We start from the raw sequence: 26,173 nt of genomic DNA on the forward strand, positions 1-26,173 counted from the left end.
GGGGAATCCCGCATGCGTGCCAATTACCTGTTCACCAGCGAGTCCGTGGCCGAAGGTCATCCGGACAAGGTTTGTGACCGTATTTCCGATGAAATCGTGGATCTTATTTATCGTGAAGCGTCCAAGACGGGTGTCGATCCCTGGACCGTGCGCATCGCATGCGAAACGCTTGCGACGACCAACCGCGTCATTATCGCCGGTGAGGTTCGGGTTCCCGATACCCTGCTGAAGAAGGACAAGGTCGTCAAGGACGCCGCCGGCCACCCGATCATCAACCCCTCCAAGTTCAAGTCCGCCGCCCGCAAGGCGATCCGCGACATCGGCTACGAACAGGACGGTTTTCATTGGAAGACGGCCAAGATCGACGTTCTCCTGCACCCGCAGTCGGCGGATATCGCGCAGGGCGTGGATAACGCCTCCGACAAGCAGGGCGACGAGGGCGCTGGCGACCAGGGCATCATGTTCGGTTACGCCTGCCGCGAAACGCCGGACCTGATGCCGGCGCCGATCTATTATTCCCACCGTATCCTGCAACTGCTCGCCACCGCCCGCAAGAGCGGCGAAGGCGAAGCGGCGAAGCTCGGCCCGGACGCCAAGAGCCAGGTGACGGTTCGTTACATCGACGGCAAGGCGGCGGAAGCGGTATCCATCGTTCTGTCCACGCAGCATCTCGATGCAAGCTGGGATTCGAAGAAGGTTCGCGACGTCGTCGAACCCTATATCCGCGAAGCTCTGGGCGACCTGAAGATCGCCGATGATTGCCAGTGGTATATCAACCCGACGGGCAAATTCGTGATCGGTGGTCCCGATGGCGACGCGGGCCTGACGGGCCGCAAGATCATCGTCGACACCTATGGCGGTGCCGCTCCGCATGGCGGCGGCGCATTCTCCGGCAAGGACACGACCAAGGTCGACCGTTCCGCCGCCTATGCTGCACGCTATCTCGCCAAGAACGTCGTGGCTGCCGGCCTGGCCGAGCGCTGCACTATCCAGATTTCCTATGCGATCGGCATCGCCCAGCCCTTGTCGATCTATGTCGATCTGCACGATACGGGCAAGGTCAGCGAAGATCAGGTCGAAGCCGCCATCCGCAAGGTTATGGATCTGTCGCCGTCGGGCATCCGTCGTCATCTCGATCTCAACAAGCCGATCTACGCCAAGACGTCTTCCTACGGCCATTTCGGCCGCAAGGCCGGCCGTGACGGCTCCTTCTCCTGGGAGAAGCTCGATCTGGTGAAGCCGCTCAAGGAAGCTTTGAGCGCCTGAGCCTTGTTATTTGACGGCGATTGAGAGATACCGTCACCAACCTTTTGTAACCCGCACAGCGCCTCATGTGGCGCTGTGCGGGTTAAGTCTATTTGTTCTTGAGAGTATGACATGACGGAAGAGCGGCGCTCGCGCGCAACGGAAGCTTTTTTTGGCAGACGCAAGGGCAAGCCCCTGCGCAATCAGCAGATCGATACGATCGAAAACCTGCTGCCTTTGCTGAAAATCGATCTGGAAAGCACGCCGCCGCAAAATCTCGTCGCTCTCTTTCCGGCGGATGTGAAATCGGTTCGTCTGGAAATTGGTTTCGGCGGCGGCGAGCATCTTGCCCACCGCGCGGTTGAAAACCCGGAGACCGGTTTCATCGGCGTCGAACCCTTCGTCAACTCTATGGCAAAGCTGCTGGCGAGCGTGCGTGAAGGCGAGCTGATGAATATCCGCCTTTACGACGATGACGCGACGCAATTGCTCGACTGGCTGCCGGAAGCATCCATCGGTCACATCGACCTTCTCTATCCCGATCCCTGGCCCAAGAAGAAGCACTGGAAGCGCCGTTTCGTTTCCGACGTCAATCTTGCCCGTTTCCATCGCGTGTTGAAACCCGGCGGCAAGTTCTGCTTCGCCTCCGATATCGATACCTACGTCAACTGGACGCTGCAACATTGCGCTCGCCATGGCGGTTTCGAATGGACGGCGGCAAGCGCTGAGGACTGGCGCACGCCCTATGCCAACTGGCCAGGCACGCGTTACGAGAACAAGGCGAAAAGAGAAGGCCGCAGCTCGGCCTATCTCACCTTCATCCGTACCTAGAGCACGTCCAGTTTAAACGGAATCGTTGGACGTGCTCTAGTTCTTTATTTTCAAGCATTTTCCAGACGTAAAACCGCTACGCACTTTTACTGGAAATGCTCTAATCAGCCGGCTGTCAGATATTCGCGTCCACTTCCGCCGCAACCGGAATGGAAGGCTGGGCGCCGGCGCGGGTGCAGGCGAGCGAGCCTGCGACAGCGGCGCGCTTCAGCGCCTTTTCAAAATCCATCCCCTGATCGAGGCTTGCGGCAAGATAACCGCAGAAGGTATCGCCCGCGCCGACCGTGTCGACCGGCTCGATCTTGAGACCGGAGGCCTTGAAAACCTTGCCGTTGCGAATGGCGATCACGCCGTCCGCACCAAGCGTCACGATCAATGTCTGGCCGGTCTTATCGTGCAGGGCCTTGATTTCGCTTTCCCGTTCGGAAGCTGAAAGGCCGCTTTTGCCGATCAGCAGCTCGAACTCGGTTTCATTGGCGATGACGATATCGGCAAGGCCGGCAAGGCGCGACCCATCGGCGGTCAGCGGCGCGGTGTTGATGATGGTGGTGATGCGTTTTGCCTTCGCGGCAGTCAGCGCCGCTTCGATAGCGGATGCCGGCACCTCGAACTGAAGCATCAGAATATCGCTCGCCGACATCTCCGCCACGACCTTTGCGGCGTCAGATGCGGAGACTTCGCCATTGGCGGCGGGAATGACCGAGATCATGTTCTCCCCGCCTTCACCGATCAGGATCACGGCCGTCCCCGTGGGGCCGGGTGCGGTCTTGACGAGCGACAGGTCGGTGCCGGCATCGCGCAGCAATGTCAGAGCCGGTGCGGCAAAGGTGTCGTCGCCCGTAGCGCCCGCCATTTTGACCGTGGCGCCCGCGCGTCGTGCGGCAAGCGCCTGATTGGCTCCCTTTCCGCCAGCCGCCGTGGAAAAGGTCTCCCCCGTCACGGTTTCACCGGGTTTGGGCAGACGTTTGGCGGTGGCGACGAGATCCATGTTGATGGAGCCGAAAACAGTAATCATGGGGGCATGTCCGTATGGGATTTAAGCGAGGCGGCGACTTTGCCCGAGGGGATCACTCGTCGTCAACCACTCGCAGTTTCGCCGTTCCCGCCCTGTTTTCCGCAAAGCGCCGCGCCTGTTCGATTTCCCCGTGAGAGGTTTCTTTTTCAGAGGGTGAAAAATCGAGACCTTCGATCTTCTGGCCGCGTGCCAGCACCTTGTCGGAGGATATCAGCATCATGTCGACGTCTTTCTGCGCCAGCCCGAAATGGGCTTGCAGCTTGCGCGTCCGGTCGTCCAGCCGCCGCACATCATCCATGAGAAGGGCGACTTCGCCCTGAATGAGATGCGCCTGCTCGCGCATGCGCTGATCCTTCAAGACCGACTGGATGACCTGCACCGACAGCATCAAAAGCGATGGCGAAACGATGACGACGCGGGCGCGGTGGGCGCGCTGCACCAGATATTCGAAATGCTGGTGAATATCAGCGAAGATCGATTCGGAAGGTACGAAGATGAAGGCCGTATCCTGCGTTTCGCCGCGTATCAGATATTTTTCCGCCACATCGCGAATATGCACTTCCATATCCCGGCGGAACTGCTGGGTGGCGGCCCGTTTGCCCTCGGGCGTTTCATCCGCTTTCAGCGCATTCCAGGCCTCCAGCGGAAACTTGGCGTCGATGACAAGGGATGGCGCGTTGTTCGGCATCCTGATGATGCAGTCGGGCCGGTAGCCGTTCGAAAGCGTCGGTTGAAGCTGAAAGGCGCCAGGGGGAAGCGCATCGGCGATCAACGCTTCCATGCGCGCCTGTCCGAAGGCCCCGCGCGTCTGCTTGTTGGAGAGGATCGCCTGAAGACCGACCACATCCTTTGCCAGATCCTGAATATTGCCCTGCGCGGCATCGATAACCGCAAGCCGCTCCTGCAAGCGGCTCAGGTTTTCGTGCGTTGAGCGGGTCTGCTCTGTCAGCGTTTCGCCCAGTCGCTGCGACATGCCGTCAAGGCGCTGGTTGATCGTCTGGCCCATCTCGGTCTGGCGTGTGCCGAGCGTCTCCGCCATTGCCGCGATCCGGCCGTGCAATTCGGACTGGGTTTTCAGCAGGTCGGAAATTTCACCATCGGCTTCCGGTTTTTTCTCACGACTTTTCGCGACCACCCACAAAGCGGAGAGGCCGAAAACCAGAGCCGCGAGGAGCGCGCCGAAGCTGATGTCGACGGAGCCGGCACGCAAGGCGGGATCGAGGAGAAAAGAGAAATCGATGCTCATGACCAAATCTAGCAGATTTCCAGTGATTCGTAAGATCAAAACAAGAACATTCATGCGGCAGAAATGAGTCGGGCGAAACAGGCCAAAGGGCCCTTTTCACCCGCGTATTTTTTATTTCCTCCGCGCAAGAGATACGTTATGGGAAGCCATGACTATCAAACCGCTTATCATTTTGCCCGATCCCGTGTTGCGCCAGCAATCAAGGCCCATCGAACAGGTGGATGCCGAAGTGTTGCGCCTTGCGGACGATATGCTCGAAACCATGTATGATGCGCCGGGTATCGGCCTTGCCGCCATTCAGGTTGGCGTGCCGCGCCGCATGCTGGTGATCGACGTTTCGCGCGACGACGAGGAGAAAAAGCCGGTCGTCTTCATCAATCCGGAAATCCTCAAAGTGTCCGACGATGTCTCGGCCTATGAGGAAGGATGCCTGTCCATTCCCGATTATTATGCCGAGGTCGAGCGCCCTGCGTCCCTGACGATGAGATATGTCGACCGTGACGGCAAGCAGCAGACCATCGATGCGGACGGCCTTCTCGCAACCTGTCTGCAGCACGAGATCGATCACCTGAACGGCATTCTGTTCATCGATCGTATTTCGCGGCTGAAGCGTGAGATGGTCATCAAGAAATTCACCAAGGCAGCCCGCGCAAAGATCTGATCCGCCTTAAACCGGAGACGGAACGGCGTAGGAAACAGGGGGCGATTATGGCTCTTCGCATCATTTTCATGGGCACGCCGGCGTTTTCCGTTCCCACATTGCGTGCATTGGTGGAAGCGGGTCACGAGGTCGTTGCCGTCTATACGCAGCCACCGCGTCCCGGCGGCCGCCGCGGTCTCGATCTTCAGAAATCTCCGGTGCACCAGGCGGCCGAACTGCTGGGCCTGCCCGTGCTGACGCCGGTGAATTTCAAGGCTGAGGAAGACCGGCAGCAATTTAAGGAATTCAACGCCGATGTTGCGGTCGTCGTTGCCTATGGGCTGCTTTTGCCCGAGGCGATCCTCTCCGGCACGCGGCTTGGCTGTTATAACGGCCACGCCTCGCTGCTGCCGCGCTGGCGCGGTGCGGCGCCCATCCAGCGGGCGATCATGGCCGGCGATGCCGAGACCGGCATGATGGTCATAAAAATGGAAAAGGGGCTGGACACCGGCCCCGTCGCGCTGACTGCAAAGGTCGCGATAGGTCAGAACACCACGGCAGGTGAATTGCACGATAGCTTGATGCTAACAGGCGCGCGGCTGATGAAACAGGCGATGGACAAGCTGGAAGATGATGATCTGCCTCTCGTCGCACAGGCGGAAGACGGCGTTCTCTATGCTTCCAAGATCGACAAGGGCGAGACCCGCATCGAATTTTCCCGGCCCGCGCAGGATGTGCATAATCATATTCGCGGCCTTTCGCCCTTTCCCGGTGCGTGGCTGGAAATGGAAATCGGCGGCAGGGCGGAACGTGTGAAGGTGCTGGCCTCCGAACTGGCAAGCGGCATGGGAGAAGCGGGCGCTGCGCTCGATGACGCCCTCACCATCGCCTGCGGCAGCGGTGCCGTGCGGCTCACCCGCTTGCAGAAGGCGGGCGGCAAGCCGATGTCGGCTGTCGATTTCGTTCGCGGCACGCCGGTTCCCGCCTCGACGAGGCTTGGCTGATGCCGCGTTTCCGCATGACCATCGAATATGATGGCTCGCCTTACTTCGGCTGGCAGAGACAGAACAACGGCCCTTCGGTCCAGGGCGCGCTTGAAGCCGCTGTCCGGTCGCTGACCGGCGAAACCGTTTCCATTCGCGGCGCGGGCCGCACCGATTCCGGCGTACACGCCGTGGGGCAGGTCGCCCATGTCGATCTTTCCCGCGAATGGCAACCCTACACGCTGCGTAATGCGTTGAACGCCCATCTGGCCATGGCGAAGGAGGCCGTCTCGGTTGTCGACGTAACGGCGGTGACCGAGGATTTCGACGCGCGCTTCTCCGCGTTGCGCCGCCATTATCTGTATCGCATCATCTCGCGCAAGGCGCGGCTGGCGCTGGAGCACAAGCGCGCCTGGTGGGTGTCGAAGGATCTGGACCATGAGCGCATGCATGCGGCAGCCCAGATGCTTGTTGGCCGGCACGATTTCACGACTTTCCGCTCGGTCCATTGTCAGGCGAACAGCCCGGTCAGAACGCTCGACCGGCTGGACGTGACGCGCAATGGCGATCTCATCGAGATACGCGCCACCGCACAGAGTTTTCTGCACAACCAGATACGCTCTTTTGCCGGTACGCTGAAAATGGCCGGCGAAGGCGCCATGACGCCGGAGGATGTGCGTGCCGCACTGGAGGCGCGGGATCGCAAAGCCTGCGGGCCCGTCGCGCCGCCGGACGGTCTTTATTTCATGCAGGTCGATTATCCCGACGTCATTCCGCCGCGTGTGTATTCAAAAGCCGAAACGGCCGAGGATGCGGACTGACTTGGAAGCTCGTGCCGGTTCTCAGGCGGGATAGACGCCGAGAAAACGTTGCAGGGCTTCCGAGAGAAGCATGCCGGGTACGAGCAGGGTCATGACGATCGCCGAGACGAGCAGCGACTGGTCGCGGATGAAGAACCTCACGATCCGCGAAAAGGCGAAGACCAGCGACAGCAAGAGTGCCAGCCAGAGGATGGCGATCAGCCCCTGCAAAGGCGGCAGGAAGAACGCGATCAGAATCAGAACCGCATAGGCATAGGAAAACGGCAGCGATAGCCAGTTCATGGTGGTGACGAGGGGCGCGAATTTTTCCCGGGCACCGAATGCGAACAGCAGCATGCCGATCAACAGCAGCGGCACGATCCAGCAGATGGCCTCGACCATCGCCAGGCGGAAGAAAAAGATGAACCCCGTTCCGGTGCCCGGCGGATAGCTGGCGAGGAAGGCGGCGCGCAGCCACAGCCAGGAAATCAGCATGGCGGGCAGGCACCAGAGGATGGAATAGAACGACCGCCACATGCCACGCTCGGACAGGTCCAGATAACGCGCGCCGGTGTGGTCGCCGAGCAGCAACAGCCACAGGCCCTTCAGATAGAGCCTTATTTCACTTGCCGTCGGCATGGGTGAACCAGCGTTCGATAAAAGTCTCGTAGATACGCGTCAGCGTCTCAAGATCGGCGACGGCGACGCGTTCATCGACCATATGCATGGTCTGTCCGACGAGGCCGAATTCCACCACCGGGCAATAATCCTTGATGAAGCGTGCATCCGATGTGCCGCCGGTGGTCGAAAGTCGGGGTTCCTTGCCGGTCACGGCTTCCACGGCGCCGGAGAGCGACGAGATGAGGGCATTGTTCCGTGTCAGGAAAACATGGGCCGGGCGGTCAGCCCAGACGATCTCGTATTTGGCCGGTGCGCGGTCCGGGCGAAGGTCTCCCCCGGCAGCGGCTGCATCGAGGCGGCGGATGATTTCCGCGCGCAGGCTTTCCACCGTCCAGCTGTCGTTGAAACGAATGTTGAAGGCCGCCGTCGCCCGCGCCGGGATCACATTGGTGGCGGCATTACCGGTATCGACGGTCGTCACTTCCAGATTGGAAGGTTGGAAATCATCCGTGCCGTGATCGAAAGGCGGGTGCATCAGCGCATGGGTCAGCTGCAACAACCCGCGAATGGGATTGTCGGCCAGATGCGGATAGGCGGCGTGGCCCTGCACGCCGTGTACCGTGATGCGGCCGGAAAGCGATCCACGGCGGCCGATCTTGATCATGTCGCCCAGCTGGTCGGGATTGGTGGGCTCGCCCACAACGCAGGCATCCCATGTTTCGCCTCTGGCGGCGGCCCATTCCAGAAGCTTGGAGGTGCCGTTGATCGACGGGCCTTCCTCATCGCCGGTGATCAGGAGGGAAACGGAACCCTTCGGTTTGCCGTGTTTTTCGATATGGCGGGCAATGGCGGCGACGAAACAGGCGATACCGCCCTTCATGTCCACCGCACCGCGGCCGAACATTTCACCGCCGGCGATTTCAGCCGCAAAGGGCGGGTGGCTCCACGCCGCCTCGTCGCCCACCGGAACGACATCCGTATGGCCCGCAAACATCAAATGCGGACCTTCCGTGCCGAGCCTGGCATAGAGGTTCTCCACGTCAGGCGTTCCGGCTTCCGTCGCCACCATTTTTTCCACCGCAAAGCCAAGCGGCGAAAGCAGGGTATCGAGCAGCGATAACGCACCACCTTCGGCGGGCGTCACCGAAGGGCAGCGGATAAGGGCGGCGAGATTGGCAACGGGATCGGTCGTGGTCATGTCAGTGGCTTCTATCAGTCGCGCAGAAGTTCGTTGATACCGGTCTTCGAGCGGGTCTTTTCATCGACGCGCTTGACGATGACGGCGCAATAGAGGCTCGGGCCCGGCTCGCCGTTCGGGAAAGGCTTGCCAGGCATGGTGCCGGCAACGACGACGGAATAGGGCGGCACTTCGCCATAGGTAATCTCGCCTGTGGCGCGATCGACGATTTTGGTCGACTTGCCGATGAAGACGCCCATGCCGAGAACGGCGCCTTCGCGCACGATGCAGCCTTCGACGACTTCCGAACGGGCGCCGATGAAGCAATTATCCTCGATGATGGTCGGGCCGGCCTGAAGCGGCTCCAGAACGCCGCCGATGCCGACGCCGCCTGACAGATGCACGTTCTTGCCGATCTGCGCACAGGAGCCGACGGTTGCCCAGGTATCGACCATCGTGCCTTCATCGACATAGGCGCCGAGATTGACGAAGGAGGGCATCAGCACCACGTTCTTTGCCACATAGGCGGAGCGACGCACCACTGCGTTGGGCACGGCCCGGAAACCCGCGGCGCGGTACTGGTTTTCGCCCCAGTTCTCGAACTTGGACGGCACCTTGTCCCACCAGGTGGATTCACCCGGTCCGCCGGTGACGATTTCCATGTCGTTCAGCCGGAAGGAGAGGAGCACGGCCTTTTTCAGCCATTGGTTCACCTTCCAGTTCCCGTCCGCCTGCTTTTCGGCGACGCGGACCTTGCCGCTGTCGAGAAGTTGAAGAGATGTGTCCACGGCATCGCGAACCTCGCCCTTCGTCGATACATTTACGCCGTCACGGTTGTCGAAGGCTGTTTCGATGATGGTTTCGAGGGAGGTGAGATCCGTAAGGCTCATGGAAAATTCCTTAAAGTCGCGTGTGTTCGTGGTCACGGATGGTCCCGCACCGCTGGAAGGCTCTGGCCATTTGATCTAAGGGAGTGTTGGAAAGGCGTCAATGTGATTTGGGTGATTTGGCGCGTCAGACGAAAGGCATCGAAATGACACGACTGAAAAACGGCAAATTGCAGCGCAAGGACGGGGTATGGGACCCGTTGAAGCGAAGCTCTGCGGACAAGCAGCAGGCCGAGGTCGTTCAAAAAACGCCGCAGTCGGATTCCCCGTCCTACAGGCTTGCCTATGTGGACATGGACTTTCTATGCCGCGAGGAATTGCGCCCCGTCAGGCTGCAGCTGGAACTTCTGAAGACGGAAATGGCGCTCACCGAGCGCGGGATCAAATCCACCGTCGTTATGTTCGGCGGCGCCCGTATTCCCGAACCGGGCGGTGAGGCATGGGCGGCGCGCAACGAGACGCAGAAGCGCAATCTGGAGCAAGCCTCCATTTATTACGAGGAGGCGCGCAAGTTCGCCCGGCTTTGTACCGATTATGGCGCGAAATCCGGGCACCTGGAATATGTGGTGGTTACCGGCGGCGGTCCGGGTGTCATGGAAGCGGGCAATCGCGGTGCTGCCGACGTAGGCGGCCCATCGATCGGTCTCAACATCGTTCTGCCGCACGAGCAGGCACCCAACCCCTATGTCACGCCGGAGCTGAGCTTCAACTTCCACTATTTCGCCATTCGCAAGATGCATTTCCTGATGCGGGCGAAGGCCGTAGTGATTTTCCCCGGCGGTTTCGGTACCCTCGATGAACTCTTCGAGACGCTGACCCTGATCCAGACGAAGCGCATGGCGCCAATCCCGCTCATTTTGTTCGGGGAGAAATTCTGGCGCTCCGTCGTCAATTTCGAATTCCTGGCGGACTTCGGCACCATTGCGCCCGAAGATATGGAGCTGTTGCATTTCGCCGAAACGGCCGACGATGCATGGAACATCATATCCGCCTATTACGAGCACTGATTTTTTACTTGAGGCGACGAAGTAATTTTAGGGTTTAATTAGCAAACATAACCTAATTTTACCTCGTCGCGATGCAGCACACTGTCCCATTTTGGACGGGCCTCCATGACGGAGATTTTCATCCGTTGACGCCGCCTTTTCGGGCCGGCGCTTTGATCGAGGCCAAAATGTTCAATTTCAAAGTGAAGTCGCTTGCGACCAAGCTGATCCTTGTAACCGGCTGTGCAATCACCACGGTTCTTGTCGCATCGAATTCCTTCCTCATTTCCCAGACCAGCAACCGTGTCCATTCGCTGACCATGGATCAGGCCAATACCGAGGCGCGCGCCATCGCCAACGTCATCGCCGCCGATGTGGGCGAGCTGGGCAGCGCCGCGCGTTCCATGGCCGGCATCATCGGCCGCGCGCACCAGGCGAAATCGATGGACCGCCCCGGCATCGTCAATATCCTCAAGGCCAATGTCGAACAGAATGCCTTCGCTTTCGGAAGCTGGTTCTGCGAACAGCTGGGCCTTTTCGACGGACAGAGCACGGAGATTGCGGGCAGGCTTGATCTCGGCACCAATGAAAACGGTGCATTTGCCCCCTATTGGTCGAAGACCCAGAAGGGCGAGATCCAGTTTTCGACCTTCAAGAACGACTATGCGGCGGAATGGTATGCGCTGGCCGCCAAATCCGGCAAGGGCGCCATCACCCAGCCCTATCTGGCCGAAGGTACGCAAGTGCCCACCACCATGACCTCGCTCGCCTATCCCGTGATGTCGGACGGCAAGATGATCGGTGTGGCCGGTGTCGATATTTCGCTGGCCTCGCTCTCCCAGAAGCTGCAGGCGCTGCATCCTTTCGAGACGGGGCGCGTGACGCTTGTTTCGCAGGGTGGCCAATGGCTGGTGCCGCCGACACCCGAGCAGAACATGAAAGCCTATGACGGTGAAGGTGCCAACACCGTTCAGGCGGCGATCACATCCGGCAAGCAGGGCCTCATTGAAAATCTCGGCCTCGATACCGATGCACCCTACAACCGGCTTGTCTATCCCTTCGCCGTTCCGAGCCTCAATGCGACATGGGTGGTTCTGGTGGATATTCCTCATCAGGCGCTGAACGCGCCGGTCCAGGAACAGACCTATCTGATGATCCTCGGTGCGATCGTCATTCTCGCAGCCGTCATTGCTGCGCTTTATTTCGCCGTCCGCCATTTCGTCCGCAACCCGCTAGCCTCGCTGGTCTCTGACGTGAAAACACTGAGCGACGGCCATTTCGACGTTCCGGTCTCCGGACAGGACCGCAGGGATGAAACGGGTGCTGTCGCAACGGCGCTTGAAGGTTTCCGCGCGAAGCTTGCCGGTATCCGTGAAATGGAGGCGGATGCCGCCGTCCAGCGCGGCAATGCGGAAACGGAGCGCCAGCGATCCGAGTTCGAACGCACTGAAAACAGCCGGATGCAGCAGCATATGGTCGGCGTGCTCGGTGCGGGTCTCAACGCCCTTTCGCAGGGCAATCTCACCTACCGGATCGAGGACGAGTTCCCCGGTGACTATGCCAAGCTCCGCAACAACTTCAACTCGGCGCTCGCCAGCCTTGAGGAAACCGTTTCCACCGTCAACGGAACGGTTGTCAGCATCGGTAACGGCACCGGCGAGATCACCCGCGCCGCCAGCGATCTTTCGCACCGCACGGAACAGCAGGCCGCAAGCCTGGAAGAGACCGCAGCCGCTCTCAACCAGTTGACCGCGCAGGTTAATTCCAGCGCGGAAAATGCTGCGCAGGCGGCCGGAGCCGTCGGCCATGCCTGCGACGACGCCGGCAAGTCGGGCGAGATCGTGCAGCAGGCCGTCAACTCCATGGAAGGCATCGCGCAATCCTCGTCCGAAATCTCGCGCATCATCGGCGTGATCGACGAGATCGCCTTCCAGACCAATCTTCTGGCGTTGAATGCCGGTGTCGAAGCCGCGCGTGCGGGTGACGCGGGCAGGGGTTTCGCCGTCGTCGCACAGGAAGTGCGCGAACTGGCGCAGCGGTCGGCAACCGCTGCCAAGGAGATCAAGGGTCTTATCAACACTTCGGCAAGACAGGTGGGCGAGGGTGTCCAGCTGGTGGGCAGGGCCGGGGAGACGATGAAAAATATCGCCGATCAGGTTTTGCAGATCAATCAGCTGATACGGCAGATTTCCGCCTCCGCCAGTGAACAGGCGGTGGGTCTGAAGGAAATCAACTCCGCCGTGACCCAGATGGATCAGGTTACGCAGCAGAACGCAGCGATGGTGGAAGAAACCACGGCTGCAAGCGTCACCCTGAATAGCGAGGCCGGAACGCTGAAATCGCTCGTTGCCGGTTTCACCGTGTCCGGCGGCCATTCCAGCCAGCAATTGCGCGCCACTGCGGCGGCGATGCGCGCGCCTGCGGCCGCGTCACAGGCATCGGGTCGCCCGGCGGCGCCACGCGCCCGTGCCAGAACCAGCGGCACAAACGCGCTGGCGCAGGATGACTGGACCGAGTTCTGAGGAATATCTCCCGATTCCAAATGAAAGGGCCGCTGGTTATGCCAGCGGCCCTTTTTCATGTCTGCGTTCCCGTCAGAGCCGGGCGAAACGCTCCGTCAGCAATTCGAAGAAACCGTCCGCATCCACAGCGCGCATCACGCGGGCGTTGGTGGGGCGCTCGGTCACGCGCCACCAATCCACCACCGTCATGCCCATTGTGAGTTCGGAACTGACCTCGATTTCGACATTGCAATCGCGGCCCTGAAACAGCTCGGGCTTGACGAGATAGGCAATGACGCTCGGATCATGCAGCGGACCGCCGTCCGAGCCGTATTTCTCGATGTCGAAACGTTCGAAGAATTCCAGCATTTCCGCCATGGCGATTGCCGGGCGTGTGCCGATCTCGCGAATGCGGCTGACGCGCGCCTTGGTCGTCAGCAGCTTATGGGTGACGTCGAGCGGCATCATGACGATGGGTATGCCGGAACGGAAGACGATATCGGCGGCCTGCGGGTCGACATAGATGTTGAATTCCGCAGCCGGCGTGATGTTGCCGCCTTCGAAGAAGCCGCCGCCCATCATTACGATTTCCTTGACGCGGCCGGCGATCTCGGGGGCCTTCTGCAGCGCCAGCGCCACATTGGTCAGCGCGCCGAGCGTGCAGAGCGTCACGGTTCCGGCAGGCTCCCGCAGCAGTGTTTCGATGATGAAATCCACCGCATGCTGCTTTTGCGCCGCCATTGTCGGCTCGTCGAGAACCGGGCCGTCGAGACCGGTACTGCCATGAACGTGTTCGGCGGTAATCGGCGCGCGCACCAGCGGCCGTTCCGCGCCCTCGTAGACGGGAATATCGGTGCGTCCGCACAATTCGCAGATGATGCGGATGTTGCGGCTGGTCAGTTTCAGCGGAACATTGCCGGCGACGGCACACAGCCCGAGAATGTCGATTTCTTCAGGGCTTGCGAAAGCCAGCATGATCGCTGCCGCGTCGTCCTGTCCCGGATCCGTGTCGATGATGATTTTTCTGCGTTCTGCCATGTCTTGCCCGCCGTTGAGGTGAGCGCTTTTTTCGAGCGGCGGACGCTCACTTGTCAAGCCTCATTCCTCGGTGTGCCCCTCTTTGCCTGGTGACCCGCCTTGCGCATCGCGGTTTTGCTTCCCATATTGCCAGTGCCGGTACGATTGACCGGAAAGGTTGCCGGAAGCGGAGCCGCGAAACGTCGCTTGGTTGCAAGGACAGAGACGATATGAGCCGCATGACGCCATTTGCCCACCCGCTTTTGCTGGGTTTTGATGCCATGGAAAAAACGCTGGAGCGTATGGCGAAGGCCAATGACGGCTATCCTCCCTATAACATCGAGCGCCTTCCAGGCGGAGAAGACGTACCGGAGCGCCTGCGTATCACCATCGCGGTCGCCGGGTTTTCGCAGGATGATCTGGATGTGACGACAGCCGATAACCAGCTCGTCATTCGCGGTCGCCAGCAGGAGCAGGAAAAGCGGGATTTTCTGTATCGAGGCATTGCGGCGCGGCAATTTCAGCGGGTCTTCGTGCTTGCGGACGGTATGCAGGTGAGGGAAGCGCGCCTGCGCAACGGCCTCCTCTCCATCGATCTCGTGCGGCCCGAAATTTCGAACGTGGTAAAGAAAATTAATATTTCCGTCTCAGAGTAGAACGTGAACGCCGGAATCCGACACGAATCGCTCGGCGTGAAGAAGGAGGCTGAAATATGCTTTTAAAAGAAGCGCATGCGCGTCTCACCCCGTCCCAGCTCGCCCATATCGGTGAGGGAGAAGTGGGATATATCCGTAAAATTCGCGCTGAAGACGTAAGCCGCTGTTTCCCGGAAGCGCCTGATCTCGATCCGCAACTGGATCTCTGGGCGCTGTTTGGTGCGGACGGTACGCCGATCCTCCTGACCGACAATCGTTCCAGTACGTTTTTCAAGGCGGCAGAAGACGATCTGAAAACCGTCAGCCTGCATTGAAACGAAAAAAGCCCGCCGATTGAGCGGGCTTTTTCTTATGAAATCAAAGGAATGGGCGATCCGGCATGTCATCGATCGAGATGACGCCGTCCTTGTTCCTGTCGAGCCGCTCGAACATTTTTTCACCGGCTGCGGTGAATTCGGCTTTACTGACCTGACCGTTTTCATCGGTATCGGCCATGCGGATCATCGCGAAGCCTCCACCCTTGCCGCCATGCTTGCCCCAGCCCTGACGGCCGCCATGTTCGCGTTCGGCACGCTTGCCTTCGGGTCCCTTGCTTTCACCCTCAGGGCGCGGATGGGCGGCGCGGAACGCCTCCATTTTCGCATGGCGGTATTCGCGCATTTCCTTCGGCGTGATCGAACCGTCCTTGTCCTTGTCGATCTCGGCAAAAAGCGCGTCCTGACGTGCGGCGAACTCTTCTTTCGAGATTTTGCCGTCCTTGTTGGTGTCGGCCACCTTCAGCAGTTGAACGAACGCCATTTCCGGGCGGATATGCATGCGCTCGCCATGGCCTTTGCCGGGAGGGGGCGGGGCGGCGAAGCTTGCCGTCGCGGCCGTGCCGACCAAGAGGGCTGCGCCAAGAGCAGAGAGTGCGATTTTTCGTGTAGACATCGTCATTACCTTCCGTTGGTGTCCCTGAAGAGGAAGATAGTGACGTAGGCGCTAGTCCACTACTTAAACATCCGTAAGGTGCATGAAGCTTCGGTAATGTCGCCTGCGGCCGATTTCCATGTTGCCGATCAGCGGCTGATCGTTCTGGTGAGGAAACCTGTCAGGTCGTCGGTGATGTAGTCGATATGCGCATCCGTCGCGGCAGGGATTTCCCAGCGCTCCATGATGATGCCTTCGAGGTTCGAGGGAACGAGCAGCACGGTCTTCATGCCGAGAGCCTTGGGTGCCGCAAGATTGCGCGGCAGGTCCTCGAACATGGCGGCTTTTTTCGTGTCGAGTTTTGCAAGTGCTGCAAACTTCTCATAGGTCGCACTTGCCGGCTTCGGCAGGTAGCCTGCGGCAACAATATCGAAGATATCCTCGAAATGATCGAGAATGCCAAGCGCGCCCGCGGCCGCCTGCGCATGCTTGACGCTGCCATTGGTCAGGATGAACTTGCGGCCCGGCAGCGCCTTGATCGCCTCGCCGAGTTCCGGATGGGGTTTGAGCGCCGAATAATCGATGGCATGCGCGCGTTCCAGAAACTCGTCCGGGCTGATGCCGTAATGGATCATCAAGCCCTGAAGCGTGGTGCCATGCTCATGGTAATAGCGCTTCTGCAAGGTTCGGGCCTCGTCGGGGTCGAGCTTTAAAAGCTCCGCCACGTAGGCCGTCATGTTGCGGTCGATCTGGGAAAACAGATTGACGTGATGCGGATAGAGCGTGTTGTCGAGATCGAAGACCCATTCGTTGACATGGGCGAAATCGACGGCATCGGGCAGGTTTTTCGGCTTTGTGTCCATGGGCTGCTTTATGCCCGTTTCGAATGCCGAAGAAAATCGAAAAGACGACGACTGACGGGAAAATCGGGCTTGGCCGCAACCTCCAGCGCATGATACCGCCAATGCCATGGAACTCTGGATAGGCATAACTTTTGCGAGCGCGTTCTTGCAGAACCTGCGCTCGACCCTGCAAAAGCACCTGAAGGGCATGATGGGCACCACGGGCGCGACTTTCGTGCGCTTCGTGTTCGGCATGCCCTTCGCTCTCGCCTATCTCGGTTTTCTCTATGGTGTGCTCGACCGGCCGCTGCCGGTGCCGAACATGTCGTTCGCTGTCTGGGCGATGGTCGGGGCCATGGCGCAGATCGCCGCCACTTTCCTGTTGGTGCACCTGTTTTCCTTCCGCAACTTTGCGGTCGGCACGGCCTATTCCCGAACTGAACCCGCGCAGGCGGCGTTGTTTGCGCTGATTTTCGTCGGCGAAAGCGTCAATGGCGGTACCTTGGCGGCTATCGCCATGTCGGTGGCCGGCGTCATGCTGATTTCGGTTGCGCGAACGGAAGTGACCCCCGCTTCCATTCTGACCTCCATCTTCAGCCGGACCGCGGGTATCGGCCTCGCCTCGGGCGCTTTCTTCGGCCTCTCATCAGTCGCCTATCGTTCTGCGTCACTGGCGCTGGCACCAAGTCTGCCGGCCCCGGATGCGGTGATGCAGGCCGGTTTCACCCTCGTCGTCGTCATCGTGACGCAGACCCTGTCGATGTTCTTGTGGATCGTCTGGCGGGAGAGGGACGAATTGCGGCGGATCGCAAAGGCGTGGAAACCTTCTCTCGCGGTCGGTTTCGTGGGGGCCACGGCGTCATTCGGCTGGTTTACGGCAATGACGTTGCAGCAAGCCGCTGTGGTCAAGGCGTTGGCGCAGGTGGAGATGCTTTTCGCTTTTGCCTCGACCGTGCTTTTCTTCAAGGAAAAGATCAACCGGCTCGAACTTTGCGGCTGTCTGCTGATCGTTCTGGGCGTGCTGTCGCTTCTGGTGTTCGGCTGAGGAGATGTGAGATGTGGCGGACGGGCTTTCCCGTCCGCCACAGGAACCGGATCAGGGCACGATGAGCGTGCCGGCGCCTTCCGTGAAAATTTCCAGAAGAACGGAATGGGCGGTCTTGCCGTTGAGGATCACCACACCCTGAACGCCGGCCTTGATGGCCTCGATGCAGGTCTCGACCTTCGGGATCATGCCGCCGGAAATCGTGCCGTCCTTGATGAGCGCGCGCGCCTGGGAGACCGTCAGTTCCTTGATGAGTTCCTTGTTCCTGTCGAGAACACCGGGCACATCGGTCAGGAACAGAAGGCGGGTGGCGTTGAGCGCGCCAGCAATGGCACCGGCAAAGGTGTCGGCATTGATGTTGTAGGTGGCGCCGTCGCGACCGGGAGCGACGGGAGCGATGACCGGGATCATCTCCGACTTGGCGAGCAGGTCGAGCAGGGTGCGATCGACCTCGACGACTTCGCCGACGAAACCGAGATCGAGAACACGCTCGATGTTGCTGTCGGGGTCGATCACGGTCTTTTTCGCCTTTTCGGCGAAGACCATGTTGCCGTCCTTGCCGCACAGGCCGATTGCCCATTCGCCCGTCTGGTTGATGAGCGCGACGATTTCCTTGTTGATCGAGCCGGCCAGAACCATTTCAACGATTTCGACCGTCTTGGCGTCGGTGACGCGAAGGCCGCCTTCGAACTTCGATTCAATGCCCATCTTCGTCAGCATTGCGCCGATCTGCGGGCCGCCGCCGTGCACGACGATGGGGTTGATACCGGACTGCTTCAACAGGGCGATATCTTCCGCGAAAGCCTTTCCGAGCGTAGAATCCCCCATGGCGTGACCGCCATATTTCACCACAATGGTCTTGTTCTCATATTTCTGCATGAAGGGCAGAGCCTGTGCGAGCAGCCGCGCCTGAGTTTCGCTTTCGGAAGCAGTCATGGAAAAACCTCGGTCTGTGGTTGCGGCCCTCGAGAGCCTGTCATCGCTCTACAGCATCGGCGCAAAAATCGGAATCGTTTTTTGCAGTGCAGGAAGCGCCAATTCGACGTGCCGGAGCACTTGCAAGGACAGGTGAATGCGCGCTTTGGATGAATGAAAGAAACTCCGGGCCTTATTGTGTCGGCGCATAGTAAAATTCTGCTTTTGGGCGCTTCGGAGCGCGTAATAAGATTGACATAAAGCGCCAATCGGACCAGCCTTGTGGGGAGCAGGGGAGGGGTTATTCAGCAGGGCGACGGGAAAGTCGTCGCGCATCGTGAAAACGATGCTGGCCTGAACGACCGAGGAGTTTGAAAACATATGACGGTGCCGGATCGAGACAAGCAAAGCGGTTTGCGGGACGAAGTGCTCGCTGGCGAATATGTGCTGGGTGCCTTGCCGCCGGAAAGCATGGCGGAGCTTGCAAAACGCATCAAACGCGACCGTCAGTTCGCCGCCATGGTCCGGCGCTGGCGAGACAATCTGGCGGAAACTGAATATCGCGAAAGGGCGAGCGTCGCAGCATTGCTCGACATGAATCCCACCCGCGCAGGCCTGCCTTTCAAGGGTCAGCCGCTGCGCAACGGCAGCATGTTCGTCGCCATGCTTTCGGAAGTCTGGCATTCCGTGCGTTTCTGGCGGCTTCTGGCGTTGACGGCGATGCTTTGGACCGCCGCCCTGCTTTTCACCATCGCCTGAAGGCGGCGGCCTCTTAGAGAGAGACCGTCCGCACGATCTCGGCGCGCAGGCTGTCCAGGCCGAAGGCTTTTTCCGAGGACGTGGCCAGAACTTCCGGATAGGCGGCGGGACGCTTGCGGATTTTCTCCAGCGTTTCACTGATCACGCGGGGAACGCCCACATCCTTGATCTTGTCCGTCTTCGTCAGAACGACCTGATAGGATACGGCCGCCTTGTCGAGCAGGCTCAGAACCTCCTCGTCGTTCGGTTTTATGCCATGGCGGGAATCGATCAGCACGTAAACGCGCTTCAACGTCGCGCGGCCGCGAAGATAGTCGAAGACCAGCTTCGTCCAGGCGTCAACGTGGTCCTTGGGCGCCTGCGCATAGCCGTAACCCGGCATGTCGACCAGCGCCATCGGCGGCAGGTCGCCCGCCTCGCCGGAATAACCTTCAGGAACGAAATAGTTCAGTTCCTGCGTGCGTCCGGGCGTGTTGGATGTGCGGGCAAGTCCCTTGTGACCCACCAGCGCATTGATAAGCGAGGACTTGCCGACATTCGAACGTCCGGCGAAGGCAATCTCCGGCGGGCCTTCGGGCGGCAGGAATTTCATCGCGGGAACACCGCGAATGAATATCCAGGGTCGCCCGAACAGGGGCTTTTCGGTTGCCGGACCGGTTTCACTCATTTCGATTGCACCGGCTTTCGTTTGAACAGCCCTTTTATATTATCGAACAATTCGATCTTGGCGCCGTGGCGCTTCATGATGAGGGCCTGCTGGGAGATCGACAGCGTGTTGTTCCATGCCCAGTAGATGACCAGACCTGCCGGGAAGGAAGCCAGCATGAAGGTGAAGATCAGCGGCATCCAGGTGAAGATCATCGCCTGCGTCGGATCGGGCGGTGTCGGGTTCATGCGCATCTGCAGGAACATGGTGACGCCCATGACGAGCGGCCAGACGCCGATCATCAGGAAGTGCGGCACATCGTAGGGCAGAAGGCCGAACAGGTTGAACAGCGACGTCGGATCGGGCGCAGAAAGGTCGTGAATCCAGCCGAAGAACGGCGCATGCCGCATTTCGATGGTGACGTAGATGACCTTATAGAGCGCGAAGAAGACCGGGATCTGCAGCAGCATCGGCCAGCAGCCGGCCACCGGGTTGATCTTCTCTTCCTTGTAGAGCTGCATCATCGCCTGCTGCATGGCCATGCGGTCGTCGCCATGCTTGGCCTTCAGCTCCTCCATCTTCGGCTGCATGCGCTTCATGTTCGCCATGGACGCATATTGCTTGCTGGCGAGCGGGAAGAACAGAAGCTTCACGACGATGGTGGTAAGCAGGATGGCCAGGCCGAAATTACCAAAATAACGGAAGAAGAAATCCATCATTTTGAACATCGGCTTGGTGATGAAGTAGAACCAGCCCCAGTCGATCAGGAGGTCGAACTTCGGAATGGAATATTCGGTTTCATAACGGTCGACGAGTGGCACTTCCTTGGCGCCGGCGAAGACAAGGCTCTTCAGTTCGATGGACTGGCCGGGTTCGACCGTCATCGTGTCGCTCTTGAAATCGGCCTGGTAGCTCGGCTGATTGCCCGTGATGTGCGAGTAGCGGGTTTCGAACGGCGTCGTCTGCGGCGGAACGATAGCCGCAGCCCAATATTTGTCGGTGATGCCGAGCCAGCCGCCGGTCGCCTTCGCGACCGTTACCGGTGCTTCTTCGATGTTCTTGTATTTCTCTTCCGTCAGGCTGCCGTCTTTGCCCGAAACGCCGAGGAAACCTTCGTGGATAACGAAAACGGGCGGTATCGCCGGCTTGTTGTTACGCGTCACGCGGCCATAGGTGGCGAAGGAGACGGGTGTCTGTCCGGGGTTCTCGACCTTGTCGTTGACCGAGATCATGTAGTGCTGGTCGATCGAAACGGTACGGGAGAAAACGACGCCGTTCTGGTTGGTGTAGGTCAGCGTGACCGGCGTGGTTTCCGTCAGCTTGTCGCCGCTTGCGAGCGTCCATACCGTCGAAGGGCCGGGAACGCTGCCAGCATCGGCGCCGCCGACATAACCGAGTTCGGTGAAATAACCGTCCTTGGTATCGGAGGGCGAAAACAGCGTGATGATCGGGCTCGAGTCATCAACGGTCTCATGGTAGCCCTTGAGCCGGATGTCATCGAAACGGGCGCCGGTCAAATTGATCGAGCCGGCAATGGCGTTGGTGTCGATGGCGACGCGCTGGCTTTTTGCAATCGCTTCTTCACGCGTCGCCGTGGCGGCGGCCTGCGTGGAGGAGGCGGGCGGTGCGCCGTCGACGGTCACGCCGGGTGCGGCACCAGGTGCCTGCTGTTGCTGCGTCGTCTGCTGTTGCGCCTGGCGGGCCTCTTCGGCGCGGCGCTGCTGATCGATGCGCGGATTCATGTAAAGGAATTGCCAGGCGAGGACGATGACAACCGAAAGGGCTATCGCGATGAAGTAATTGCGGTTCTTTTCCATCATTCTTTCCTGGAGCGGGTCTCCTGGGACCGTTTCGGTTTCGCCGTTCCTTCAATTCGCTCGGTAAGGAGAGACTGAAGTTTCGGGAAGGCCGTATTGAGCACGTCCCTGCGGGCGACAATCACATAGTCATGTCCGGGCTTCATTGCGAATCCGGCAGAAAGCCTCACGGCTTCCTTGAGACGGCGGCGCATGCGATTTCGCTCGACCGCGTTGCCTTGTCTTTTCGTTACGGTGAAACCGACCCGAGGTTCGGTTTCCTGGGTTTTCCGGTCGAGGACTTCCAGAAGAAAGGTGCCTCCCCGCCGCTTTTCCCCCGTCTGAACGGCAAGAAAATCCGACCGGTTTTTAAGCCGGCCGGGCAGTTTTTTTGTCTTGCTCATGTGCCCGCGACTTTCATCGGGCCACAGAGACGGCAATTAAGCCGACAGACTTGCGCGGCCGCGCGCACGGCGGGCTGCGAGAACTTTACGACCGCCGGCAGTAGCCATACGGGCACGGAAACCATGACGACGCTTGCGAACAAGCTTGGATGGCTGGAATGTACGCTTCGACATTTATTTAATACCGCGGTGTGCGGCCCTTCTTGAATTTGCAACTATTTTGCAAGAGCGTTTCGTTTTTTGCACGGCTAACCCCGCCTGGGCGAGCTTTTTAATGGCCGAGCGTGCGCGGCTTATAAGGGCATAGGCCGAGCAAAGTCAATTGCCGAAGGGGTTTTCGCGGTTCACCTTTTGCGGAAGCGCCATGAAATCGGCTTCGCGCATGGGCGGCGCGAGCGCATTCCGGCGCGCGATCGATAAAATCTGAAATTCTTTCTTAACGCAGCATTGATAAATGTTGTCATGGGAAAAGTTATGCCAGCTTCCCTTTTTTCACCGTGCCGCTGGCTTTTTGGGGGAACGAAGTTGAGAATTCGCGGTCGTATCAATCTTCTTGTCGGGCTGATGAGCCTTGTTGCCTGTACCATCGGTGGTCTGTCCATATATGCGGTCAGCGAGTTCCAGGTGCGTACGGCCGGATACGAAAAAGCGGCGGAGCGCGCCTATAAGGGCGAAGCGCTCAACCGTCTTGTTACCGCAGTCGTGATGGAGGCGCGCGGTGTCTACGCCGCCCCCGATATGGAAAAGGCGGCACCTTTCGCTGATGGCATCGTGAAGAACCTCGACGCCATGGAAAAGCTGATCGCGACCTGGACCCCTCTCGTTCCGACGGAACAGAAGGCGGCCTTCGACAATCTCTCCAGCCGCTTCAAGGAATTCAAGGCCTTCCGTCTGGAAACGGCGCGGCTTGCCCGGGAAGTCAGCCCGCAGGCGGCCAACCAGCAGGGTAACAACGATGCGAACCGGGCCAACCGGAAAGCCTATCAGGCGGAAATCGACGCCGTTGTGAAAAACGACATTGCCGAGCTTGCCACCGTCAAGGCGGGCATTGCCGGTTTTGTGACGACCACCTTCTGGCTGGTCATCACCGTCACCGGCAGCGGCATATTGGCCGGCGCGGCATTCGGCCTTTACATCGGGGCGCGGCAGCTGAGTGCGCCCATCCGCAACGTTTCTGAAGTCATGAACGCCGTAGCGGACGGAAATCTGGACGCGGACGTGCCTTATCTCGGACGTAACGACGAAATCGGCGAAATGGCGGCGGCTGTCGAGGTCTTCAAGAAGAACGGCCGTGAGGTGCGCCGCATGAATGCGCAGGAAACCGCAATGCGCGCCAAGAGCGACGATCTGCAGGCCGGCATGGCCGTCGTCGTCGACGCTGCGGCCCAGGGCGATTTCAGCCGACGTATCAACAAGGACTACGGCGACGAGAACCTCAATCGTTTTGCCGAGACGATCAATGCCTTGTTGACCGGCGTGGACAATGGCGTCTCCGAGACCAGCCGCGTCATCGAAGGTCTGGCGCGGGGCGATCTGACGGAAAAGATGGACGGCGAGTTTCGCGGTGTGTTCGCCGAACTCCAGGCGAACGTCAACCAGACGCTGACCAAGCTGCGGGAGACGATGCGGGAGGTGCGCAGCAGCACCGAGGGCATCAGCGGCAATGCGAACGAATTGCGCTCGGCAGCCGACGACCTGTCGAAGCGGACGGAACAGCAGGCTGCGGCACTGGAGGAAACCTCCGCCGCGCTGGACGAGATCACGGCCGTCGTTCGCAATTCCACGGACCGCGCGCAGGAAGCCAGCACGATGGTTGCCGAGACCAAGCAGAAGACGGAAGAATCCGCCAATGTCGTGCGTGACGCCGTCTCCGCGATGGACCGCATAGAAAAAGCCTCGCGGGAAATCAGCCAGATCATCAATGTTATTGACGAGATCGCCTTCCAGACCAACCTTCTGGCGTTGAATGCGGGTGTCGAGGCGGCCCGTGCGGGCGATGCGGGCAAGGGCTTCGCCGTCGTCGCACAGGAAGTGCGCGAACTGGCGCAACGCTCCGCAACGGCTGCAAAGGACATCAAGGCGCTGATCACCAAATCCGGCGAAGAGGTCGGCCGCGGCGTGTCGCTGGTTCAAAGAACCGGCAGCGCGTTGAGCGAGATCGAGACGCGTGTTCTGGCGATCAACGAGCACATCCACTCGATTGCCACGGCAGCGAGAGAGCAATCCACCGGGTTGCACGAAGTCAACACGGCGATCAACCAGATGGACCAGGTGACGCAGCGCAATGCCGCCATGGTCGAGGAGACATCGGCCGCGACCCACAGGCTGAGTGGCGAGGCGGGCCATCTCGTGACGCTGGTGTCGCGCTTCAAGGTCGGCGCCGAGGATGCTCAGCTCCGCTCCCGCGCTGAGCAGCCGCTGCGGCCTGTGGCGGTGTCCGGCAGGGCAGCGGCTGTCGCCTCTCCGGCCCGCAAATTGATGAACAGCGTCAGCCGTGCCCTCAATGCCCAGCCGGCCGCAGCGTCGGCGAACGGGGACTGGCAGGAGTTCTGAGGCGTCGCCTCAGGTTTTGTTTGCCACCGGTTTTACATCAACCGCCGCCCCCTCCCGGGCGGCGTTTGTTTTTCCGACAGTGAAGCTGTTTGTTTTGCAACGCATTGGAAAAATATCTGTTAGGTCCTATTATCGTGCTTGCATATAAACCGAGCCGTTCCACCGAAGCGGCGGCGCGCATACAGGATCAGGGCCCGGTGTTTTCTAAAGGCGTAGACAGCTTGGACGGCACGGAGAACAATCCGGTGCACTGTGTGCCGGGATTGACCGGAGGTCTTTCGGGGCGGCTGCTGTTGCTTACCGTCATTTTCGTGATGATTGCCGAAGTGCTGATCTTCGTGCCTTCGGTCGCCAATATGCGCCTTTCGTGGCTGCGGGACCGCCTGAACACGGCCGCCGCCGCCGGCGCGGTGATCGATGGCCTGCAGGCCGAATTGCCACGAAGCGTGCAGAACGACACGCTGATGGCCACCGGGGCGAAGCTTATCGCGCTGCGCAAGGACGGCACGTCGCGCCTGCTCGCCGTGGCGGAAACGCCGCCCGGGGTCGATGAGCAATATGATCTTTCCGATGTTTCGCAACTGGCTGCGGTACGGGACGCGTTCTCCACATTGCTGTTTGGCGGCAATCGCGTCATCCGCGTTTTCGATGTCGTCGGCGACAGCGACACCATCATCGAACTGGTGCTGGGCGAAAACAAGCTGCGGGCGGCGATGCTCGCTTATGCCCGCAACGTTTTCCTGATCTCCATCGTCCTGTCGCTCGTGACCGCTGGTCTTATCTTTGTTTCCATCAACCGCATCATGATCCGGCCCATACGCCGCCTGACGCTCGGCATGCAGCGTTTTTCCGAGGAGCCCGGCAATCCCGAGCGGATTTTCGTGCCGGAGGAAGGAAGCGACGAGCTGGCTGTCGCCGGACGTCACCTTTCCGACATGCAGACTGAGTTGCAGAAAACCCTGCGGCAACAGAAGAACCTCGTGGATCTCGGTCTGGCGGTTTCGAAGATCAACCATGACATGCGCAATATCCTGTCATCCGCGCAGCTCATGTCGGACCGGCTGGTGGATGCCAAGGATCCGATGGTCCGGAGCTTTGCACCGAAACTGCTGCGCACGATCGACCGCGCCGTCGCCTACACAAGCGAGGTTCTGGCCTATGGGCAGGCGACGGAGGGCGCGCCGAAACGCAAGACGGTTCACTTGAGCAATCTGGTGCGGGATGTGCGCGACATTCTGGCGCTGGAGCCTGAAAGCGGCATTGAGTTTCAGGACAGTGTGCCCGCCGATCTCACTGTCGATGCGGATGCCGAGCAGCTTTTCCGGGTGATCCACAATCTCTGTCGCAATGCCGTTCAGGCCCTGCAGTCCGACGCGACGAATACCACGCCACGGTATCTTTCGATTTCGGCCCAGAGGGCCGGCAGCGTTGTCAGCATCGTCATAGACGACAACGGGCCGGGCATGCCGCGTAAGGCGAAAGAGAATCTGTTTTCCGCCTTCAGGGGATCGGCCCGTTCCGGCGGCACAGGCCTCGGGCTCGTTATTGCGCGGGAACTGGTGCTTGCCCATGGCGGCACGATCGCGCTTGTCGAAAAACCCGGTCCCGGCACGCAGTTCCGCATTGAGATCGCCGACCGCGCCGCTTCCGTGCATGCGGCCAGAACCGCCTGAAAATTCGGACCGGAGACAGTTCGGGG

General features: G+C 59.8%; 26 protein-coding genes. 13 read left to right on the top strand and 13 right to left on the bottom strand.

Going from position 1 to position 26,173, the window contains the following annotated elements; genetic code table 11:
* Positions 1–12: 12 nt before the first annotated feature.
* A complete protein-coding gene (gene metK / locus RS75_RS16155) occupies positions 13–1,266 on the top strand; it encodes a methionine adenosyltransferase (RefSeq protein ID WP_045022134.1) in 1,254 nt (417 codons plus the stop codon).
* A 111-nt stretch (positions 1,267–1,377) separates the two neighbouring features.
* Positions 1,378–2,076, top strand: coding sequence for a tRNA (guanosine(46)-N7)-methyltransferase TrmB (gene trmB, locus RS75_RS16160; RefSeq protein WP_045022135.1), 699 nt, complete (start codon positions 1,378–1,380; stop codon positions 2,074–2,076).
* Positions 2,077–2,191: 115 nt separating this feature from the next.
* Here the strand turns inward: trmB and RS75_RS16165 are convergent, their stop codons facing one another.
* Together RS75_RS16165 and RS75_RS16170 are read right to left on the bottom strand one after the other, a co-directional pair.
* Positions 2,192–3,091 (bottom strand): ribokinase, encoded by a 900-nt coding sequence (locus tag RS75_RS16165; RefSeq protein WP_045022136.1) that lies wholly within the window; start codon positions 3,089–3,091, stop codon positions 2,192–2,194.
* Positions 3,092–3,143: 52 nt separating this feature from the next.
* A complete protein-coding gene (locus tag RS75_RS16170; RefSeq protein ID WP_045022137.1) occupies positions 3,144–4,337 on the bottom strand; it encodes a DNA recombination protein RmuC in 1,194 nt (397 codons plus the stop codon).
* 148 nt (positions 4,338–4,485) lie between these two features.
* Between RS75_RS16170 and def the strand changes: the two genes are divergently transcribed.
* From def to truA, 3 genes are read left to right on the top strand one after another with little or no spacing between them, the layout of a single operon-like run.
* Positions 4,486–4,998, top strand: a complete 513-nt coding sequence (def, locus tag RS75_RS16175) for a peptide deformylase (protein WP_045022138.1) — start codon at positions 4,486–4,488, stop codon at positions 4,996–4,998.
* A 47-nt stretch (positions 4,999–5,045) separates the two neighbouring features.
* Entirely contained in the window at positions 5,046–5,981 is a 936-nt protein-coding gene (gene fmt / locus RS75_RS16180) for a methionyl-tRNA formyltransferase (RefSeq protein ID WP_045022139.1), read from the top strand.
* A complete protein-coding gene (gene truA, locus RS75_RS16185; RefSeq protein WP_045022140.1) occupies positions 5,981–6,781 on the top strand; it encodes a tRNA pseudouridine(38-40) synthase TruA in 801 nt (266 codons plus the stop codon). Before fmt ends, truA begins: the two co-directional genes overlap by 1 nt.
* A gap of 21 nt (positions 6,782–6,802) precedes the next feature.
* Here the strand turns inward: truA and RS75_RS16190 are convergent, their stop codons facing one another.
* From RS75_RS16190 to dapD, 3 genes are read right to left on the bottom strand one after another with little or no spacing between them, the layout of a single operon-like run.
* On the bottom strand, positions 6,803–7,399 hold the full coding sequence (locus RS75_RS16190; protein WP_045022141.1) for a hypothetical protein: 597 nt from the start codon (positions 7,397–7,399) through the stop codon (positions 6,803–6,805).
* The gene (dapE, locus tag RS75_RS16195; RefSeq protein ID WP_045022142.1) at positions 7,383–8,579 is read right to left on the bottom strand and encodes a succinyl-diaminopimelate desuccinylase; all 1,197 of its coding nucleotides are present in this window, start codon (positions 8,577–8,579) and stop codon (positions 7,383–7,385) included. The genes RS75_RS16190 and dapE overlap by 17 nt, the downstream gene beginning before the upstream one ends.
* A 14-nt stretch (positions 8,580–8,593) precedes the next feature.
* On the bottom strand, positions 8,594–9,448 hold the full coding sequence (gene dapD / locus RS75_RS16200; protein WP_045022143.1) for a 2,3,4,5-tetrahydropyridine-2,6-dicarboxylate N-succinyltransferase: 855 nt from the start codon (positions 9,446–9,448) through the stop codon (positions 8,594–8,596).
* 143 nt (positions 9,449–9,591) lie between these two features.
* On the opposite strand from dapD, the gene RS75_RS16205 reads away from it, so the two are divergent.
* Positions 9,592–10,452, top strand: coding sequence for an LOG family protein (locus RS75_RS16205; protein ID WP_045022324.1), 861 nt, complete (start codon positions 9,592–9,594; stop codon positions 10,450–10,452).
* A 167-nt stretch (positions 10,453–10,619) separates the two neighbouring features.
* Positions 10,620–12,953 (top strand): methyl-accepting chemotaxis protein, encoded by a 2,334-nt coding sequence (locus tag RS75_RS16210; RefSeq protein ID WP_045022325.1) that lies wholly within the window; start codon positions 10,620–10,622, stop codon positions 12,951–12,953.
* A 72-nt stretch (positions 12,954–13,025) separates the two neighbouring features.
* Here RS75_RS16210 and RS75_RS16215 read toward each other — a convergent pair whose 3' ends face one another.
* Positions 13,026–13,970, bottom strand: a complete 945-nt coding sequence (locus RS75_RS16215; RefSeq protein WP_045022144.1) for a nucleoside hydrolase — start codon at positions 13,968–13,970, stop codon at positions 13,026–13,028.
* A 209-nt stretch (positions 13,971–14,179) separates the two neighbouring features.
* Here RS75_RS16215 and RS75_RS16220 point away from each other — a divergent pair, with 209 nt between their 5' ends.
* Both RS75_RS16220 and RS75_RS16225 read left to right on the top strand, forming a co-directional pair.
* A complete protein-coding gene (locus tag RS75_RS16220; RefSeq protein ID WP_045022146.1) occupies positions 14,180–14,605 on the top strand; it encodes an Hsp20 family protein in 426 nt (141 codons plus the stop codon).
* 56 nt (positions 14,606–14,661) lie between these two features.
* Positions 14,662–14,919 carry a BQ00720 family protein gene (locus RS75_RS16225; RefSeq protein ID WP_045022148.1) on the top strand — a complete coding sequence of 86 codons (258 nt, stop codon included), beginning with the start codon at positions 14,662–14,664 and terminating at the stop codon, positions 14,917–14,919.
* Positions 14,920–14,962: 43 nt separating this feature from the next.
* Here RS75_RS16225 and RS75_RS16230 read toward each other — a convergent pair whose 3' ends face one another.
* Complete coding sequence (locus RS75_RS16230) at positions 14,963–15,541, bottom strand: EF-hand domain-containing protein (RefSeq protein WP_045022150.1); 579 nt, start codon at positions 15,539–15,541, stop codon at positions 14,963–14,965.
* Between the two features lie 122 nt (positions 15,542–15,663).
* Complete coding sequence (locus RS75_RS16235) at positions 15,664–16,377, bottom strand: pyrimidine 5'-nucleotidase (protein ID WP_045022151.1); 714 nt, start codon at positions 16,375–16,377, stop codon at positions 15,664–15,666.
* Positions 16,378–16,483: 106 nt separating this feature from the next.
* On the opposite strand from RS75_RS16235, the gene RS75_RS16240 reads away from it, so the two are divergent.
* Positions 16,484–17,401 (top strand): DMT family transporter, encoded by a 918-nt coding sequence (locus RS75_RS16240; protein ID WP_045022152.1) that lies wholly within the window; start codon positions 16,484–16,486, stop codon positions 17,399–17,401.
* Positions 17,402–17,452: 51 nt separating this feature from the next.
* Here the strand turns inward: RS75_RS16240 and argB are convergent, their stop codons facing one another.
* Positions 17,453–18,337, bottom strand: coding sequence for an acetylglutamate kinase (gene argB / locus RS75_RS16245; RefSeq protein ID WP_045022153.1), 885 nt, complete (start codon positions 18,335–18,337; stop codon positions 17,453–17,455).
* A 360-nt stretch (positions 18,338–18,697) separates the two neighbouring features.
* Here argB and RS75_RS16255 point away from each other — a divergent pair, with 360 nt between their 5' ends.
* The gene (locus tag RS75_RS16255) at positions 18,698–19,075 is read left to right on the top strand and encodes a hypothetical protein (protein ID WP_045022156.1); all 378 of its coding nucleotides are present in this window, start codon (positions 18,698–18,700) and stop codon (positions 19,073–19,075) included.
* Between the two features lie 13 nt (positions 19,076–19,088).
* Here RS75_RS16255 and yihA read toward each other — a convergent pair whose 3' ends face one another.
* Genes yihA through rpmH form a run of 4 tightly spaced genes read right to left on the bottom strand, consistent with a single transcriptional unit; the run spans position 19,089 to position 22,095 of the window.
* Entirely contained in the window at positions 19,089–19,742 is a 654-nt protein-coding gene (gene yihA / locus RS75_RS16260) for a ribosome biogenesis GTP-binding protein YihA/YsxC (RefSeq protein WP_045022161.1), read from the bottom strand.
* Complete coding sequence (gene yidC / locus RS75_RS16265; RefSeq protein ID WP_200893644.1) at positions 19,739–21,541, bottom strand: membrane protein insertase YidC; 1,803 nt, start codon at positions 21,539–21,541, stop codon at positions 19,739–19,741. The genes yihA and yidC overlap by 4 nt, the downstream gene beginning before the upstream one ends.
* Entirely contained in the window at positions 21,538–21,921 is a 384-nt protein-coding gene (gene rnpA, locus RS75_RS16270) for a ribonuclease P protein component (protein WP_045022166.1), read from the bottom strand. Before rnpA ends, yidC begins: the two co-directional genes overlap by 4 nt.
* Before the next feature lie 36 nt (positions 21,922–21,957).
* Complete coding sequence (rpmH, locus tag RS75_RS25145) at positions 21,958–22,095, bottom strand: 50S ribosomal protein L34 (RefSeq protein WP_013635393.1); 138 nt, start codon at positions 22,093–22,095, stop codon at positions 21,958–21,960.
* Between the two features lie 351 nt (positions 22,096–22,446).
* Here rpmH and RS75_RS16275 point away from each other — a divergent pair, with 351 nt between their 5' ends.
* Together RS75_RS16275 and RS75_RS16280 are read left to right on the top strand one after the other, a co-directional pair.
* A complete protein-coding gene (locus RS75_RS16275; protein ID WP_045022326.1) occupies positions 22,447–24,474 on the top strand; it encodes a methyl-accepting chemotaxis protein in 2,028 nt (675 codons plus the stop codon).
* Between the two features lie 254 nt (positions 24,475–24,728).
* Positions 24,729–26,147, top strand: a complete 1,419-nt coding sequence (locus RS75_RS16280) for a sensor histidine kinase (RefSeq protein ID WP_052679705.1) — start codon at positions 24,729–24,731, stop codon at positions 26,145–26,147.
* The last annotated feature ends 26 nt before the right edge of the window (positions 26,148–26,173 follow it).

Source organism: Rhizobium nepotum 39/7 (assembly GCF_000949865.1).
Taxonomy (GTDB): Bacteria; Pseudomonadota; Alphaproteobacteria; order Rhizobiales; family Rhizobiaceae; genus Agrobacterium; species Agrobacterium nepotum.